Below are 14,488 nucleotides of genomic sequence, written 5' to 3' on the forward strand. Positions count from 1 at the left end.
GCACGTCGTTGTCACTTCCGAGCCCGGAAAGTGACAACGACGTGCCCCTCGGCGGTTACGTGGCGGAGCGGAAGAGGGTGAGCATGTCGCGGCCGAGTTGGTTGGGGGCGGTTTCGCACGGGCTGTGGCCGGTGCGGTAGACGGCGAGCCGCGCGCCAAGCGCCTTCGCGTTCGCGGCGTGCAGGTGGGTCGGCCACAGGTCGTGGTCGCCCGTCGCCACTAGCACAGGGAGGCCGATCGCGGCGATGCGCTCGCGAACATCGGGCACGTGCTTCATCAGCCCGACGATGTCGTCGACGCTCGAACGGCGCGTGAGCGCGAAGCGGGAGCGGACGAACGCCAGGCGAGTGGGGCCTACCTTGTTCTTGTTGGTGACGATGCCCCAGATCATCAGCCCGGCGCCTTGCCGGCCGCCCAGGAACCAGCTCAGCCAGCCGATGACGCGGACGCTCCTGAAGGCCTGGCCCGGCTCCGGTGGCGAGGTCAGCAGCGTCAGCGTGCGGAACAGCTCCGGATGCCGTACGAGCGCGAGCTCGGCGAGGATGCCGGCGAACGAGTAGCCGAGGACGTGCGCGGGGCCGCCGTCGCGCAGGAACGCCACGAAGTCGGCCACCAGCAGGTCGTAGGTGTAGTGGCCTCCCGCCGGCGGCCCGGCAGACGCCGACTCGTACTGGCCGGCCAGGTCGTAGCTCTGCACGTAGTAGCCGGCCGCCGCCAGGATCGGCGCGAGGAGGTAGAAGTCCTCCTTGGAGCCGGTGGCGCCGGGCACCAGCACGACGCGCGGGTCGGCGGGGTCGCCGAGCGCGACCACGGCGAGCTCGCCGCTGGGCGCGCGGAAGGTCGAGAACGTCGCGCCGACGGGAGCGATCGACCAGTCGATGTCCGGCAGGACCGCGTCGAGGCGGGCCGCCTCGTCGTCTCCGCCCGAGACTCCTGGCCGCCGCTCGCCGATCGACATGCACTCACGCTAGCCGACGGCGCCGACTAATGCGTGCAATGCACGTATTGGCTGGACGCGGCCTCAGTTGACGCGGCAGTACGTCGTCAGGTAGCCGATCCCGCCGATGGAGACCGTGACCGTCGAGCGGTCGCGCAGGAACACCGGGGGAGTGCGCGAGTAGCCGGCGCCGCCCGGGCTGCCGGTGGAGATGAGCGTGCCCGGCTGGATCGTGGCCGACCGCGACAGGAACTCGATGATCTCGGCGACCGAGCGCACCATGTCGGCCGTGGAGGCGTCCTGCAGGATCGCGCCGTCCACGTTCGTGGTGAGCCAGAGGTCCTGCGGGTCGGCGACCTCGTCGGCCGTGACGACCACCGGGCCGTTGGGGGTGAAGCCGTCGAACGACTTGCAGCGCGACCACTGCGCCTCGGAGAACTGGAGGTCGCGCGCGGTGATGTCGTTGACCACCGTGTAGCCCCACACATAGTCCAGGGCGTCGCGCACCGAGACGTTGCGCGCGGGCTTGCCGATGATGACGCCGAGCTCGGCCTCGTAGTCGACCTGCGTCGTGAGGTCCTCCGGCCAGCTCGTGGTGCCGCCGTGGCCGGCGAGCGAGTTGGGCCAGAGCGAGAAGACGGTCGCCGCCTTCTCGCTGCGCAGCTTCAGCTCGGAGGCGTGCGCGGCGTAATTCGCGCCGATCGCGATCACCTGCGGCGGGCGCAGGACGGCGGAGGCGTGGCGCAGCTCGTGCACGGGGACGAGCGGGGCGCCGGCGGCGACGGCCTCGTCCACGAGGGTGCGCACCTCCGTCAGGCTCGCGTCGCCGCGTTCGATGAGGTCTTGGAGGTCGCGGGGCGCGTCGGCGAGGAGCTCGTCGAGGAAGAGGGCGCCGTCTCCGATGACGGCCGCCAGGCGCGGGTGCGAGTCCGGGGTGGTGCTGAGGTGCGAGAATCTCACACTGTCCAACCTATCGGTCGGGAGCCCGCCGACACGAACCGGGACGGCGGCGGAGAACGCCCACAACGCGCAGAACCCGGCGCTCGCCCGGCCGCTCAGGCGATCGCGCCTGGGGCCTCCTCGGTGTGCTCGGCCTCCCACCGCCGCCGCGCCGCCCTGCGCCGCCACGGCGTCTCCTCCGGCAGGTGCATGCGCAGCGTGCCGAACGCCCAGCGGATGCGCCGCCCGAAGCCGCGCCAGGTCGAGAACGGACGCGACGAGATGCCGACCAGCAGCCGCTCGTCGGAGCGCACGACCACGCCGGGGTCGAGGTGGATGGCGAGGTCCAGGTCGTCGTGCACCTCGCGCAGGTCGCGGTGCACGCGCCCGCGGACCTCCTGCCAGACCTCCCGCCGCATCGCGAAGTTGGAGCCGAAGATCGGCGGGTGCCCGAGCCAGATCTCCATCGACCAGAAGTAGCCGCCGATGTAGAGCAGCTGGCCGAGGCCCGCGACGAACGTGTTGCCGTCGTAGAAGACGCCGGGGCCGGTCAGCACGCCGATCGCCGGATCGTCCACGAACTCGGCCTCGATGTGCAGCAGCCAGTCGACGGGAGGCCGCGAGTCGGCGTCCAGGCGCGCGACGATGTCCGTGGTGGCGGCGTCGTAGCCGGTGGAGGCCGCGGGGAAGATGCCGCGCACCTGCTGCTCCAGCACGCGCGCCCCGCCCGCGCGTGCGACGGCCGCGGTGTCGTCGGAGCTGCCGTTGTCCACGACGATGATCTCGTCCGCGGGACGGAGCTGCGCTGCGAGGTCGGAGAGGCAGCGGGCGAGCATCCCTGCGTCGTCGAGCGCGGGGATCACGACAGTGATCGAGGGCACGAGAGCGCTCCCTCCTCGACCGGAATGCATGAACTCACCGGGCCTTCACGGTGGCCCGGTGGGTGCGATCCTACGCTTTACGGGTGCCCGCGGGGCTGCGGCGGGTCGGCCGCGTCGCGCGCTGCGCCTCCCTCTGCGCCTCCCTCTGCTCCCTGGCCTCCCGCTGCGCCTCGTGCGCGCTCTCCCACAGGTGCATCCCGGCGTAGCTGCGCCACGGCGACCAGAGCGCCCCTCGCGCGGCGAGCTCGCGCGGCTCCGCAGGGAGGCCGAGCCGCGCCGCCCCCTGCCGCAGCGCCAGGTCGCCGGTCAGCAGCACGTCCGGGCTGCCGAGCACGCGCAGGGCGACGTAGCCGGCGGTCCAGGGGCCGATGCCGGGGAGCGCCACCAGCCGGGCCTCCAGCTCGGAACGGGACTCGCCGACGTCGATCGCGAGCGAGCCGTCTGCCAGCGCCGCGGCGGCGCCGACGATCGCGTCGATGCGCTTGCCCGGACCGCGCAGCACCTCCCTGCCGTGCTCGGCGATCGTCGCCGCGGTCGGGAACAGCCGCGTGAAGCCGCCCATCGCCACGGGCTCGCCCAGCGCGGCGGTGAGGCGGGCGAGCGCGGTGCGCGCGGCCGGCACGGACACCTGCTGCCCGATCAGGGCGCGGAACAGGATCTCCTCCGGGTCGACCGCTCCGGGCACCCGCATCCCGGGCGCCGCGGCCACGGCCGGCGCGAGCACCGGGTCGGCCGCGAGCGCGGTGTCGATGGCCTCCGCGTCGGCGTCCAGGTCGAGCAGGCGCCGGACCCGCGCCACCAGGGGAGCGAGGTCGGCCATGTCGGCGAGGCTCGCCTCGCACTCGATCGCGGGGGAGTCGGCGTCGCCCGCCAGGGTGAGGCGGATGGCGGCGGGGCCGTGCGGGAGGCGGAGCGCGCGGCTGTAGGAGGGGGCGATGCCGGAGCCGTCGGTCCCCGCCACGGCGGCCTCCATGCCCTCGATCGCCCGCGCCCCCAAGAATGCCAGCACCCGGCCGCCGTCGAACGGCGCTCGCGCAGGCAGCCGCAGCGTCAGCGACGCGCCCGCCGTCGCGCCGATAACCATCGGCCCGTGCACGATCCCGGGCCGGCGTCGCGCGGACTCCCGGATCGCGCCCGGCGTCACGTGGTAGATCTCCGCCATCGTCTCGTTGAACTGCCGCACGCTGGAGAAGCCGGCGGCGAACGCCACATCGGTGACCGGCATGTCGGTGCCCGCCAGCAGCAGCCGCGCGGTCTGCGCCCGATGTGCGCGGGCGAGCGCGAGCGGACCGGCTCCCAGCTCGGCGGTGAGCACGCGGCCGAGGTGGCGCGGCGTGTAGCCGAGGCGGTGGGCCAGCCCGGGCACGCCCTCCCGCTCGACGGTGCCGTCGGCGATGAGGCGCATGGCGCGCGCGGCGAGGTCGTCGCGGACGTTCCACTCGGGCGAGCCGGGCACGGCGTCGGGGAGGCAGCGCTTGCACGCCCGCAGCCCGGCCTCGTGCGCGGCGGCGGCGGTCAGATAGAAGGTCACATTGTCGGCCTTCGGCGTCACGGCGGGGCAGCTCGGCCGGCAGTAGATACCGGTGGAGTGCACGCCGGTGATGAACTGGCCGTCGAAGCGGGCGTCCCTGGCGCTCATCGCCCGGTAGCGCTGCGCGAAGACCGGGTCGGCGAGCCGGCCGCCTGCCGTGTCCTGGACGCCCGGCTTCGTCGTGGTGCTGCTCATGCCCCAAGCGTGACACGGGCCACCGACATTCGATAGCGGAAATCGGACATGAGTGCGACCGGCGCTAGCATGACGGTCATGGATGTCATCGACTGGCTCACGGCGGCGCTCGGCGAGGACGCGGACGACGTGCTGTCGGTCGATCCCGACCACCTGGACGCCGCCCGCGGCGACCACTCCGGCTGGGTGGCGGACGGGCTCCCGCTCGCCATCGTGAACGCCCGCACGGTCGAGCACGTCCAGGCGACGATGCGCGCCGCCTCCGAGTTCCGGGTGCCGGTCGTGCCGCGCGGAGCCGGAACGGGCCTCGCGGGAGGTGCGAACGCGACCGCCGGCTCCCTCGTGCTGAGCGTGGCGCGGATGGATCGCATCCTCGAGATCTCCACGGAGGATCAGGTCGCGGTCGTCGAGCCGGGCGTCGTCAATGGTGACCTCAACGCGGCGCTCGAGCCGTTCGGGCTGTTCTTCGCGCCCGACCCGGCGAGCAAGGCGATCTCCACCGTCGGCGGGAACATCGCGACGAACGCCGGCGGGCTGCTGTGCGCCAAGTACGGCGTGACCAGGGAGGCCGTGCTCGGCCTCGACGTCGTGCTCGCCGACGGGCGCTTCGTCCGTACCGGCCACCGGACCGTCAAGGGCGTCACCGGCTACGACCTCACCTCGCTGCTGGTCGGCTCGGAGGGCACGCTCGGCGTGATCGTCGGCGCGACGGTCCGCGTCCTCCCGGTGCCGCAGGGCGAGCCGGTGACCCTCGGCGCGCTGTTCGCGGACGTGCGCGCAGCCTCCGACGCCGCCGCCCGGGTGACGGCCGCGCACCTGCGCCCCGCGATCATGGAGCTGCTCGACGGCCCGGCGCTGGAGCGCATCTCCGCCCACCTCGGCGAGCAGGCCATCCGGGAGGCCCTGGGCGCGAGCGGGGGAGCGGCGTACCTCCTGGTGCAGTTCGACGGTCCGGCCGCCGCGGCGGACGCCGCACGGGCGAGCACCCTGATCGCGGAGACCGGCGGCACGGTGCGGGTCGCCGCCGACGCCGGGGAGGGCGAGCGGCTGCTCGCGATCCGCCGGGCGTTCCATCCGGCGCTCGCGGCCAGCGGGACGGTGCTCATCGAGGACGTCGCGGTGCCGCGGTCCCGGATGCCGGAGATGTTCGACGCCATCGAGCGGATCGGCGAGCGCTACGGCATCGCCATCCCGACCGTCGCGCACGCGGGCGACGGCAACCTGCACCCGAACTTCATCACTGAGGGCGACGAGGTCGGCCCGGAGGTCTGGGACGCCGCAGGCGATCTGTTCCGCACCGCGGTCGCGCTCGGCGGCACGCTCACGGGCGAGCACGGCGTGGGGGTGCTGAAGCGCCGCTGGCTGGCGGAGGAGCTGGGGCCGGACTCCTACGAGCTGCAGGTGAAGCTCAAGTCGGTCTTCGACCCGCTCGGCATTCTCAACCCCGGCAAGGTGTTCGGCTGACAGAGGCGTTAAAAGACTCGACGCCCGGTGGTGCGGCAATGCCTGCAACGCTCCCGGGTCGTCGAGTTATGCGTCTAGCTTCCCCCAGGCTCGCCCGGATTGCAAGACTTTTGACGCGGAGGTCTCGCACCGGTTGGATGGGTGCATGGCAGAGAACACCAATGAGAAGCCCGAAGTCGACGCCCCGGAGGGCCCGGCCCCCACGACCCTCGAGATTGTGGACATCGTCGAGGGCTCCGGCCCGGAGGCGACCCCCGGCTCCAAGGTCGACGTCCACTACCTGGGCGTCGAGTACGAGTCGGGCGAGGAGTTCGACTCCTCGTGGAGCCGCGGGCAGTCCATCGACTTCCCGCTCAACAACCTGATCAAGGGCTGGCAGGACGGCATCCCCGGCATGAAGGTCGGCGGCCGTCGCAAGCTCACCGTCCCGCCGGCGCTCGCCTACGGCCCGGCCGGCGGCGGTCACCCGCTCTCGGGCAAGACGCTGATCTTCGTGATCGACCTGCTCGGCGTGAGCTGACCTCCACCCCAGCCCGAAGGGCACGTAGACGCCCCTAAAACGCTGTTTTAGGGGCGTCTACGTGCCCTTCGGCGTCGCCGGGCGCTCAGAGCGCGGGCGGGTGCATGCGGGTGGGGATGGCGATCCGGTTCCAGAGGTTGATGGTGCCGATCGCGAGGATCAGGTCGGCGAAGCCCACCTCGCCGAACTCGTTCAGGGCGCGCGCGTAGAGCGCCTCGGACACGCCGCCCTGGTGGATGAGCGTCACGGCCTCCGTCAGCTCCAGCGCTGTGCGCTCGCGCTCGGTGAACCACGGCGACTCGCGCCAGGCGGAGACCGCGAAGACCTTGCGCAGCGGGAACCCGCCGCTCTGCAGGTCGACCGAGTGCATGTCGACGCAGTAGGTGCAGCCGTTGAGCTGGGAGGCGCGGAGCTTGATCAGGTCGCCGAGCGGCTCCTCCACGGCCTTGGCGACGTAGCCGTCGAGGTTGATGACCTTGCGGTAGCCCTCCGGGACGATGGCGGAGACCTGCACCCGGTCGACCGGGACGGGATGGTCGGCCGTTGCGATGGTTTCGATGATCGAGGTGTCTGTCATGGCTCCACCGTAAAGGCGTTATTGGCTGGTTGTAAGATCCAATTCAAGCGAATTCCATCAGACCATTTGCACCAAGTCAGGCACACCATCCGGGAGGCCGCTGTGGACATCCACGTGTCGATCGAGGGGCGCGGAGACCGCATCGAGCGCGTCTATCGAGGACTGCGCGACGCCGTGCTCGACGGCCGGCTGCGCCACGGCGAGCGGCTGCCCGCCACCCGGGAGCTCGCGGTGAGCCTGGGGGTATCGCGCAGCACCGTCTCCACGGCGTACGAGCGGCTGACCGCGGAGGGCTACCTCGCGGCGCGCGTCGGGTCGGGGACGTTCGTGGCGATGCCGGTCCAGACCGCCTCGGGATCGGGAGCGCGACCGGCCGTACCGGCGTCTGCGCGCCAGGGAGCCCTCCCGGCTCCCGCCTGGCGCGACCTCGCCGACCCGCTCTGGACCGAGCCGCGCCCGATCGCCTACGACTTCAGCGTCGGCTCGCCCGAGCCTGCGCTCTTCCCGGCCGACGCCTGGCGCCGCAGCGTCGCGGCCGCACTGCGCGGACCCGCGCTGCGGACGGCGCACTACACCGACCCGGCGGGCGCCGAGCGGCTGCGCGCCGGGATCGCCCGGCACCTCGGCCTCGCCCGTTCGGTCGCAGCCACGGCCGACGACGTGGTGGTCACCGGCGGCGCCCAGCAGGCCTTCGACCTCCTCGGCCGCACGCTGCTCCAGCCCGGCGACACCGTCGCCGTCGAGGATCCCGGCTACCCGCCCGTGCGCCAGCTCTTCGAGCAGCTGGGCGCGAGGGTCGTGCCCGTCCCGGTCGACGACCACGGCCTCCGCGTGGACCTGCTGCCCGCGGCGCGCCTGGTCTACGTGACCCCCTCGCACCAGTTCCCGCTCGGCGGCGTGCTGCCGCTGGAGCGGCGCACCGCTCTGCTGGAGTGGGCGGCCAGGCACGACGCCGTCATCGTGGAGGACGACTACGACAGCGAGTACCGTTTCGGCGCTCGCGCGCTCGATCCGCTGCAGCGGCTGGACGCCGACGGACGCGTCGTCTACGTCGGCACGTTCTCCAAGACCATGCTGCCCGGGCTCCGGCTGGGCTTCGTGGTCGCTCCGCCCTCCCTCGTCCCGGCGCTGCGGAGCGCCAAGAGGTTGACCGACTGGCACAACGACGTCGTGACGCAGACCGCGATGGCCCGCCTCCTCGACTCCGGCGCGTTCGCCGCCCACGTGCGGCGGGCGCGGCGCGTCTACGAGGAGCGTCACGCCCTGATCGGCCGGGAGGCCGGGGAACTGCTGAGCGGGCGGCTCGCGGTCGTGCCGTCCGCGGCCGGGCTGCACCTGGCGCTCCGCCCGGTCGACGGTGTCCCGTTCGACTCCGTGCGGGTCATGGAGGCCGCGGCCGTCGCCGGTGTCGCTGTGCAGGCGCTCCCGCGGTTCGCGGTCGGCACGGGCTGGGAGGGCCTGCTGCTCGGCTTCGGGTCGATCGCGTCCGAGGACATCCCCGACGGCGTGCGCCTCCTCGCCGAAGCGGTCGGCCGCACCCGTCCGGGCCGGCCGACCGCCTGAGGGCGACGGATCAGATCGCCGACCAGCCGCCGTCCGAGGCGAGGACGACGCCCGAGATGTTGGCGGAGTCCTCGCTCAGCAGCCAGGTGATGGCGGCCGCGAGCTGCTCGGGCTGCGCCACCGCCGGGACGTTCGTCTGCATGATCGGGCCGAGGCGCTCGCCGGCGAGCTGCGACTTGAAGGTGCCGTCCACGTTCGTGACGACGCCGCCGGGCGCGACCGCGTTGGTGCGCACGCCGTTCGGCGCGTAGAAGACGCTCGTGCTCTTCGTGAGGCCGACGACGGCGTGCTTGGAGGCCGTGTACGCCGCGCCCGCCGCCGAGCCGCGCAGGCCCGCCTCGGAGGACACGTTCACGATCGAGCCGCTGCCGGCCGCCACCATGAGGGGGAGGACCGCGCGGGTGAGGCGCATGATCGCGGTGACGTTGACGAGGAAGACCCGGTCCCAGGTCGCGTCGTCGACCTCGGCGGCGGGAAGGAAGCCGTCCATGATGCCGGCGATGTTGGCGAGGGCGTCGACCGTCCCACCTGCGGCCTCCAGGACCGCGGCGATGGTCTCCTCGCTGGAGACGTCGCCCGCGACGGTGACGATGTCCAGCTCCGGGTTCTCCTCCACCAGGGCCGCCAGGCGGTCGGCGGAGATGTCGCTGCCGACCACGCGCGCGCCCTCGGATGCGAGGCGGAGGGCGGTCGCCTTGCCGATGCCGGAGCCTGCTCCGGTCACGATGGCGGTCTTTCCGGCGAAGCGGCCGGTTCCGTTGCTGCTCATACTGCTGTACTCCTTGAGTCGATGACATCGTCGGCGCTCGAGTTCGGGCGTCGATGCATTTATAACACCGAGTGCCATAATGGAGACCATGAATTCGCCCGAAGCTGAACCCGCGCCGCGCAGACGGGGCAGGCCCGCCGACGTCGACCCCGACCGGGTCGCGCTGCTGGCCCTCCGGCACTTCGCGGAGCACGGCTACGAGACGACCACGATGGACGACATCGCCGCGCTCGCCGGCATCGGGCGGCGGACGCTGTTCCGCTACTTCCCGTCGAAACCCGACCTGGTCTGGGGTGGCCTGGAGCCGGTGGTCGACCGGATGCACGAGGTCCTGGACGCGGCTCCGGCGGACGAGCGCCCGCGCGACGTGATCGCCCGCGCCATCACCGAGTCGCTCGACCTCGGGCCGGAGGGCGTCGAGGCGACCAGGTTCCGCCTCCGGCTGATGGCCTCCGACCCGGCGCTGATCGGGTTCGGGCTGACCAGGCTCGGCGCGAACCGCGACATCCTCGCCGAGTTCATCGCGCGCCGGCTCGGCGTACCGGCGGAGGCGCTGCGGGCGCAGGTGCTCGCCGACGCGATCAGCTCGGCGAACTTCTCCGCGCTGCTCTGGTGGGCGGTGCGCGGCGAGGGCGACGACCCCGCGGCGGTCGCGGTGGAGGCGCTGGACGAGGTGCTCCGGGGGCTGCCCGGCTGACGCGGCGCACGAGTAGCCTGTGCGGCATGCCGATCGTCACCGAGTACCCGTCCGGCACGCCCGTCTGGGCCGACCTCCAGACCGCCGACCCGGCCGCAGCCGCCTCCTTCTACCGCTCGCTGTTCGGCTGGGACGTGCCCGACGCCGACCCCGCCCACGGCGGCTACGCGGTCGCGTCGCTCAGCAGCACGCCCGTCGCCGCGATCGGCCCGTTCCCGCCGGGGATGGAGCGCCCGGTCTGGACGGTGTACTTCGCCGTCGCGGACATCGACGCGTCCGCCGCGGCGGCGACGGCGACCGGGGGAGCGGTCCTGCTCCCGCCTGGCGAGATCATGCCGGGAGTGCGGCTGGCCATCGTCGCCGACCCCGCCGGCGCCGTGCACGGACTCTGGCAGCGCGACCAGGACTCCCCGTGGCTGCGCGACGAGCCCGGCGCCGTCGACTGGCTGGAGCTCGTCGCGCCCGACTACGAGAGCACGTTCCCCTTCTACGAGGACGTGCTCGGCGTCGCGGTGAGCGAGATGCGGGTGAACGACGAGCCGTACGGCCTCCTGGATGTCGGCCCGGCGAACGTCGCGGGCGCGACGACCGCGGCTCCAGGCGTGCAGGCGCACTGGCTCGTCTACTTCGGGGTGGCCGACCTCGACGCCGCCGTGCAGCGCCTGACGGGGCTCGGCGGGAGCATCCTCGAGGCCCCGGTGGCCGCCGCGGGCGTCGGCCGCTGGGCGATCGTGACCGACGCCCAGGGCGCCGGTTTCGGGCTGCTCGAACCGGAGGCGCGGTGAGGCCGGGAGGGCCCGTTCGCGCGGACTTCAGGCGCATCCCGGTCTGCTAAACTCTTCAGGTTGCCGTCTGAACGGCCGCGGAGAAAGAGAGCCCAGGCATTCGGCCCCGGGCACCGCGCAACGAGAGAAAGGGGATCCCCTCTATGGCACTGGATGCAGAGACCAAGAAGGCGATCATCGACGAGTACGCGACCCACCCCGGTGACACCGGATCCCCCGAGGTTCAGGTCGCCATCCTGACCAAGCGGATCAAGGACCTCACCGAGCACCTCAAGGAGCACAAGCACGACCACCACTCGCGTCGTGGCCTGCTCCTCCTGGTCGGTCAGCGTCGCCGCCTGCTCGGCTACCTGTCGGACATCGACATCAACCGCTACCGCGCCCTCATCGAGCGCCTCGGTCTGCGTCGATAAGGCAGAGTCGACAACGCGGGTCGTCGATCGACAACGCGATCTTCTTGCGAACGGGCCGTCACCTTCGGGTGGCGGCCCGTTCCGCGTTCCCAGCCCCGCCACATTCGTGCCGAATGTCGACTTAGCGACCGCGTAACGCGACATTCGTCACGAATGTCGCGGGCGTCAGGTGGCGCGGCGGTCGATGAGGGTCGCTGCGACGAGTGCTGCCGCGACGAGCGCGATCGTTATCGCGACGCCCGTGAGCCCGATCAGCGGTGACGCCAGCGGCGCGAGCAGCACCAGCAGGACCGCGATCCCCGTCTTCAGCGGCCGGATGACGACCTCCGGCACCAGGGGCGCGTGCAGCACGTAGAGCATCAGCAGGAACACCGCGACCGGGATCGCGATGGCGTACTCCACCGCCGTGTCCGACACCGCGGCATGGGCCGCGCCGCGCTGCACCGCGACCTCCAGCCCCGCACCGAGCGCGGCGAGCGACGCGAACACGAAGTAGTGGCCGTAGCCCCAGAAGAACGACCGCTCGCGCTTGGACCGCAGGCCCTCCGCGGCCGGCTCCAGGAAGTACAGCCACCACAGCGCGAAGAGCAGCACCAGCCCGGAGGCCGCGATCAGCACCAGCGCGGGCGAGACGCCGTGCGCGGCGAGCGCGCTCTGCACGCCGATCGCGGACGCCGACACCGACTCGCCGAGCACGATGATCGTGAACAGCCCGTACCGCTCCGCGATGTGGTGGGGATGCCAGGAGGTCATCGCCGGCCGCTCCGCCCACACCGGGACCAGCAGTTCCAGCAGGGCGGCGAGCAGGAACGTCCACAGCTTCAGCTCGACGGGCAGGAATCCCCACGCCACCCAGAGCACCTGCACCGCGGCGATCCCGACCGCGTACCGGGTGGCGGTCGCCCGCCCGTCCGGGTGCTCGACCGCCGCGCGCACCCACTGGCCCACCATCGCCAGCCGCATGATGACGTAGCCGATGATGATGGCGGTGAATTCCTGGTGCTCGAACGCGGCGGGCACCCCCGCCGCCAGCACCAGCACGCCGCCCATCTGGAGCATCGTCATCAGCCGGTACGGGACGTCGTCGGTGTCGTACGCGGACGCGAACCAGGTGAAGTTCATCCAGGCCCACCAGATGGCGAAGAACACCATCAGATACGGGCCGAGGCTCCCCAGCGCGTGTCCCTGCTCGCTCGCTCGTGCGAGCTGCGCGGACACCTGGGCCACCGCGACGACGAACGTCAGATCGAAGAGCAGCTCGAGCGGGCTGGAGACGCGGTGCGCCTCGTCGGTCGAGCGGCCGGACATCGGGATGCGGAAGGCGGTGCTCATGTGCGCAAGCATAGGAGGATGCTCCGCCGCGTCCTCCTCGCCGTCACCGCCGCCTACCTGCTGGTGGTGGCGTGGATCACGCTGAACCCGGCCCCTGCCGATCCGCACCGTAACCCGCTGCTGGAGGGTCTGCTCGCGACCTTCGCGTCGACGCCGCTGCTGACGTGGATCGACTACGACGTGGTGGAGTTCACGGCGAACGTGCTGCTGTTCGTGCCGGTAGGCCTCCTGTTCGCGGTGCTGCTGGGCCGTGGGAGGTGGTGGCTGGCGTTCGCGCTCGGCGTCGCGATGACGCTGACGATCGAGTTCGTGCAGCTCTTCCTGCCCGCGCGGGTCAGTGACGCGCGCGACCTGCTCGCCAACACGCTCGGGACGCTGATCGGCATCGGGATCGCGGCGGTAATCGCGGGAGGGCGCCGGTCGCGCCCCGATGCGACGCCCTCCCGCAGTCTCTGACGGCCCGTCAGCCCAGCCCGAACGCCGCCAGCTCCGCGTCGTCGAGCATCCGGGACCGGATCAGGAAGCGTTTGCCCTCCGGCGCCTCCACCGAGAACCCGCTGCCGCGGCCGTCCACGAGGTCGATCGTCAGGTGCGTGTACTTCCAGTACTCGAACTGGGAGGCCGACATGAACACGCGCACCGGGTCGATCCCGTCGACCTCCAGCGCGCCGAGCAGCACGTCGGACGCGCCGACCCGGAACATCCCGACCGGGTAGCACATCGGCGACGAGCCGTCGCAGCAGCCGCCGGACTGGTGGAACATGAGCGGACCGTGGCTCGCCGCCAGCCGCCGCAGCATCGCCGCGGCGGCCGGCGTGACGTCCACGCGGGACTGGATGGCCTCCATCGGCCTAGAAGAAGCCCATCGGGCTGCATGATGAGCCGCCCGGTCGTCGTCTCGCCGGTGAACGCGACCTTGCGGATGCGCGGGTGCGACGCGAGCGGCGCCCCGGCCTCGAAGCCGAAGCCGTTGACGATGTTGAGCACGCCATCCGGCAGCAGGTCGCGGATCAGGTCCCGGGACGGAGGGTGCCCTCCAGACCGTCGACGGCGTCGTCCATGCGCAGCATCGTACGCGGTGCGGGCGGCTGAGTACCGTGGAACCCGTGCGCACGATCGTGAAGGAACGCCCCGACGCTCCCGCCGCGTTCTTCGAGGCGGAGGCCGCCGGCCTGCGCTGGCTCGCCGAGGCCGAGCGCGACGGCGGCGCCCGCGTCGTGCGGGTGGTCGGCGCGTCGCCCGGCCGCATCGAGCTGGAGGAGGTGGCCGAGACCCGGCCCGACCCGTCCGCCGCACGCGCGTTCGGCGCAGCCCTCGCCGTGACGCACTCCGCCGGCGCCGGCGCCTTCGGCGCCCCGCCCGACGGCTGGGAGGGCCCGCTGTTCATCGGCCGCCGCCCGCTCCCGGTGGCGCACGAGACGAGCTGGGGACGCTTCTACGCGCGCGACCGCGTCCGCCCCTACCTCGACATCGCCGTCGCCGCGGGCAACCTGAGCGCGCAGCAGCGGCAGGTCGTCGACAGCGCGCTCGCCCGCGTGGAGGCCGGCGACTTCGACGACGACGAGCCGCCTGCGCGCCTGCACGGCGACCTCTGGACCGGCAACGTGCTCTGGTCTCCGACCGGCGTCGTCCTCATCGACCCCGCAGCGCACGGCGGCCACCGGGAGACCGACCTGGCCATGCTCGCGCTGTTCGGCGCACCGCACCTCGCCGACATCCTCGCCGGCTACGACGCCGCCCGCCCGCTGCGTGCGGGGTGGCGGGAGCGCGTCCCGCTGCACCAGCTCCACCCGCTCGCCGTGCACGCCGCCGGGCACGGGCCCTCGTACGGCGCCGCCCTCGCAGAGGCCGCACGGGCGACGCTCGCGCTCTGATACCGGAATTC

The 14,488-nt window shown here is 72.5% G+C and carries 16 protein-coding genes and 1 pseudogene; 8 read left to right on the forward strand and 9 right to left on the reverse strand.

The features are described 5' to 3' along the window. Window positions 1-55 precede the first annotated feature (55 nt). The 4 genes from ACFQ9V_RS08955 to ACFQ9V_RS08970 form a co-directional block, all read right to left on the reverse strand. Window positions 56-958 (reverse strand): alpha/beta fold hydrolase, encoded by a 903-nt coding sequence (locus tag ACFQ9V_RS08955; protein WP_382458824.1) that lies wholly within the window; start codon window positions 956-958, stop codon window positions 56-58. 63 nt (window positions 959-1,021) lie between these two features. Then, complete coding sequence (locus tag ACFQ9V_RS08960) at window positions 1,022-1,897, reverse strand: fumarylacetoacetate hydrolase family protein (RefSeq protein ID WP_382458825.1); 876 nt, start codon at window positions 1,895-1,897, stop codon at window positions 1,022-1,024. A 95-nt stretch (window positions 1,898-1,992) separates the two neighbouring features. Further along, window positions 1,993-2,757: a glycosyltransferase gene (locus ACFQ9V_RS08965; protein ID WP_382458826.1), complete on the reverse strand. Its 765-nt coding sequence runs from the start codon at window positions 2,755-2,757 to the stop codon at window positions 1,993-1,995. Window positions 2,758-2,827: 70 nt separating this feature from the next. Further along, window positions 2,828-4,483, reverse strand: a complete 1,656-nt coding sequence (locus ACFQ9V_RS08970; RefSeq protein WP_382458827.1) for an AlkA N-terminal domain-containing protein — start codon at window positions 4,481-4,483, stop codon at window positions 2,828-2,830. Window positions 4,484-4,561: 78 nt separating this feature from the next. Between ACFQ9V_RS08970 and ACFQ9V_RS08975 the strand changes: the two genes are divergently transcribed. Together ACFQ9V_RS08975 and ACFQ9V_RS08980 are read left to right on the forward strand one after the other, a co-directional pair. After that, window positions 4,562-5,947 carry an FAD-binding oxidoreductase gene (locus ACFQ9V_RS08975; RefSeq protein ID WP_382458828.1) on the forward strand — a complete coding sequence of 462 codons (1,386 nt, stop codon included), beginning with the start codon at window positions 4,562-4,564 and terminating at the stop codon, window positions 5,945-5,947. A gap of 145 nt (window positions 5,948-6,092) precedes the next feature. Beyond that, window positions 6,093-6,467: an FKBP-type peptidyl-prolyl cis-trans isomerase gene (locus tag ACFQ9V_RS08980; protein WP_345836361.1), complete on the forward strand. Its 375-nt coding sequence runs from the start codon at window positions 6,093-6,095 to the stop codon at window positions 6,465-6,467. Window positions 6,468-6,552: 85 nt separating this feature from the next. On the opposite strand, the gene ACFQ9V_RS08985 is transcribed toward ACFQ9V_RS08980, so the two are convergent. After that, window positions 6,553-7,044, reverse strand: coding sequence for a carboxymuconolactone decarboxylase family protein (locus tag ACFQ9V_RS08985; RefSeq protein ID WP_382458829.1), 492 nt, complete (start codon window positions 7,042-7,044; stop codon window positions 6,553-6,555). Between the two features lie 102 nt (window positions 7,045-7,146). Between ACFQ9V_RS08985 and ACFQ9V_RS08990 the strand changes: the two genes are divergently transcribed. Next, a complete protein-coding gene (locus ACFQ9V_RS08990) occupies window positions 7,147-8,607 on the forward strand; it encodes a PLP-dependent aminotransferase family protein (RefSeq protein WP_382458830.1) in 1,461 nt (486 codons plus the stop codon). 10 nt (window positions 8,608-8,617) lie between these two features. On the opposite strand, the gene ACFQ9V_RS08995 is transcribed toward ACFQ9V_RS08990, so the two are convergent. After that, window positions 8,618-9,376 (reverse strand): SDR family NAD(P)-dependent oxidoreductase, encoded by a 759-nt coding sequence (locus ACFQ9V_RS08995; protein ID WP_382458831.1) that lies wholly within the window; start codon window positions 9,374-9,376, stop codon window positions 8,618-8,620. Window positions 9,377-9,464: 88 nt separating this feature from the next. Here ACFQ9V_RS08995 and ACFQ9V_RS09000 point away from each other — a divergent pair, with 88 nt between their 5' ends. The 3 genes from ACFQ9V_RS09000 to rpsO all read left to right on the forward strand — a co-directional run bounded on the left by ACFQ9V_RS09000 (window position 9,465) and on the right by rpsO (window position 11,271). Further along, window positions 9,465-10,073 carry a TetR family transcriptional regulator gene (locus ACFQ9V_RS09000; RefSeq protein ID WP_382458832.1) on the forward strand — a complete coding sequence of 203 codons (609 nt, stop codon included), beginning with the start codon at window positions 9,465-9,467 and terminating at the stop codon, window positions 10,071-10,073. Between the two features lie 26 nt (window positions 10,074-10,099). Beyond that, complete coding sequence (locus ACFQ9V_RS09005; RefSeq protein ID WP_382458833.1) at window positions 10,100-10,858, forward strand: VOC family protein; 759 nt, start codon at window positions 10,100-10,102, stop codon at window positions 10,856-10,858. A 143-nt stretch (window positions 10,859-11,001) separates the two neighbouring features. Then, window positions 11,002-11,271: a 30S ribosomal protein S15 gene (rpsO, locus tag ACFQ9V_RS09010; RefSeq protein WP_055919394.1), complete on the forward strand. Its 270-nt coding sequence runs from the start codon at window positions 11,002-11,004 to the stop codon at window positions 11,269-11,271. Window positions 11,272-11,436: 165 nt separating this feature from the next. Here the strand turns inward: rpsO and ACFQ9V_RS09015 are convergent, their stop codons facing one another. Then, complete coding sequence (locus ACFQ9V_RS09015; RefSeq protein WP_382458834.1) at window positions 11,437-12,603, reverse strand: low temperature requirement protein A; 1,167 nt, start codon at window positions 12,601-12,603, stop codon at window positions 11,437-11,439. 18 nt (window positions 12,604-12,621) lie between these two features. On the opposite strand from ACFQ9V_RS09015, the gene ACFQ9V_RS09020 reads away from it, so the two are divergent. Next, window positions 12,622-13,059: a VanZ family protein gene (locus tag ACFQ9V_RS09020; protein ID WP_382458835.1), complete on the forward strand. Its 438-nt coding sequence runs from the start codon at window positions 12,622-12,624 to the stop codon at window positions 13,057-13,059. A gap of 7 nt (window positions 13,060-13,066) precedes the next feature. Here the strand turns inward: ACFQ9V_RS09020 and ACFQ9V_RS09025 are convergent, their stop codons facing one another. Beyond that, window positions 13,067-13,450 carry a DUF779 domain-containing protein gene (locus ACFQ9V_RS09025; protein ID WP_382458836.1) on the reverse strand — a complete coding sequence of 128 codons (384 nt, stop codon included), beginning with the start codon at window positions 13,448-13,450 and terminating at the stop codon, window positions 13,067-13,069. Between the two features lie 23 nt (window positions 13,451-13,473). Then, window positions 13,474-13,620 (reverse strand): annotated as a pseudogene (locus ACFQ9V_RS09030) (aldehyde dehydrogenase family protein); the annotation flags it as partial. A gap of 98 nt (window positions 13,621-13,718) precedes the next feature. On the opposite strand from ACFQ9V_RS09030, the gene ACFQ9V_RS09035 reads away from it, so the two are divergent. Continuing rightward, entirely contained in the window at window positions 13,719-14,477 is a 759-nt protein-coding gene (locus ACFQ9V_RS09035) for a fructosamine kinase family protein (protein ID WP_382458957.1), read from the forward strand. Window positions 14,478-14,488 lie beyond the last annotated feature (11 nt).

Origin of the sequence: Leifsonia sp. NPDC056665, from assembly GCF_042791795.1 — a bacterium.
In the GTDB taxonomy this organism is placed as follows: Bacteria; Actinomycetota; Actinomycetes; order Actinomycetales; family Microbacteriaceae; genus Leifsonia.

Bases quoted from the DNA above. Each gene is read 5' to 3' on its own strand.
- ACFQ9V_RS08955 (WP_382458824.1), bottom strand. From the start codon at position 958: ATGTCGATCGGCGAGCGGCGGCCAGGAGTCTCGGGCGGAGACGACGAG.
- ACFQ9V_RS08970 (WP_382458827.1), bottom strand. From the start codon at position 4,483: ATGAGCAGCACCACGACGAAGCCGGGCGTCCAGGACACGGCAGGCGGC.
- ACFQ9V_RS08975 (WP_382458828.1), top strand. From the start codon at position 4,562: ATGGATGTCATCGACTGGCTCACGGCGGCGCTCGGCGAGGACGCGGAC.
- ACFQ9V_RS08980 (WP_345836361.1), top strand. From the start codon at position 6,093: ATGGCAGAGAACACCAATGAGAAGCCCGAAGTCGACGCCCCGGAGGGC.
- ACFQ9V_RS08985 (WP_382458829.1), bottom strand. From the start codon at position 7,044: ATGACAGACACCTCGATCATCGAAACCATCGCAACGGCCGACCATCCC.
- ACFQ9V_RS08995 (WP_382458831.1), bottom strand. From the start codon at position 9,376: ATGAGCAGCAACGGAACCGGCCGCTTCGCCGGAAAGACCGCCATCGTG.
- ACFQ9V_RS09000 (WP_382458832.1), top strand. From the start codon at position 9,465: ATGAATTCGCCCGAAGCTGAACCCGCGCCGCGCAGACGGGGCAGGCCC.
- ACFQ9V_RS09005 (WP_382458833.1), top strand. From the start codon at position 10,100: ATGCCGATCGTCACCGAGTACCCGTCCGGCACGCCCGTCTGGGCCGAC.
- rpsO (WP_055919394.1), top strand. From the start codon at position 11,002: ATGGCACTGGATGCAGAGACCAAGAAGGCGATCATCGACGAGTACGCG.
- ACFQ9V_RS09015 (WP_382458834.1), bottom strand. From the start codon at position 12,603: ATGAGCACCGCCTTCCGCATCCCGATGTCCGGCCGCTCGACCGACGAG.
- ACFQ9V_RS09020 (WP_382458835.1), top strand. From the start codon at position 12,622: ATGCTCCGCCGCGTCCTCCTCGCCGTCACCGCCGCCTACCTGCTGGTG.
- ACFQ9V_RS09025 (WP_382458836.1), bottom strand. From the start codon at position 13,450: ATGGAGGCCATCCAGTCCCGCGTGGACGTCACGCCGGCCGCCGCGGCG.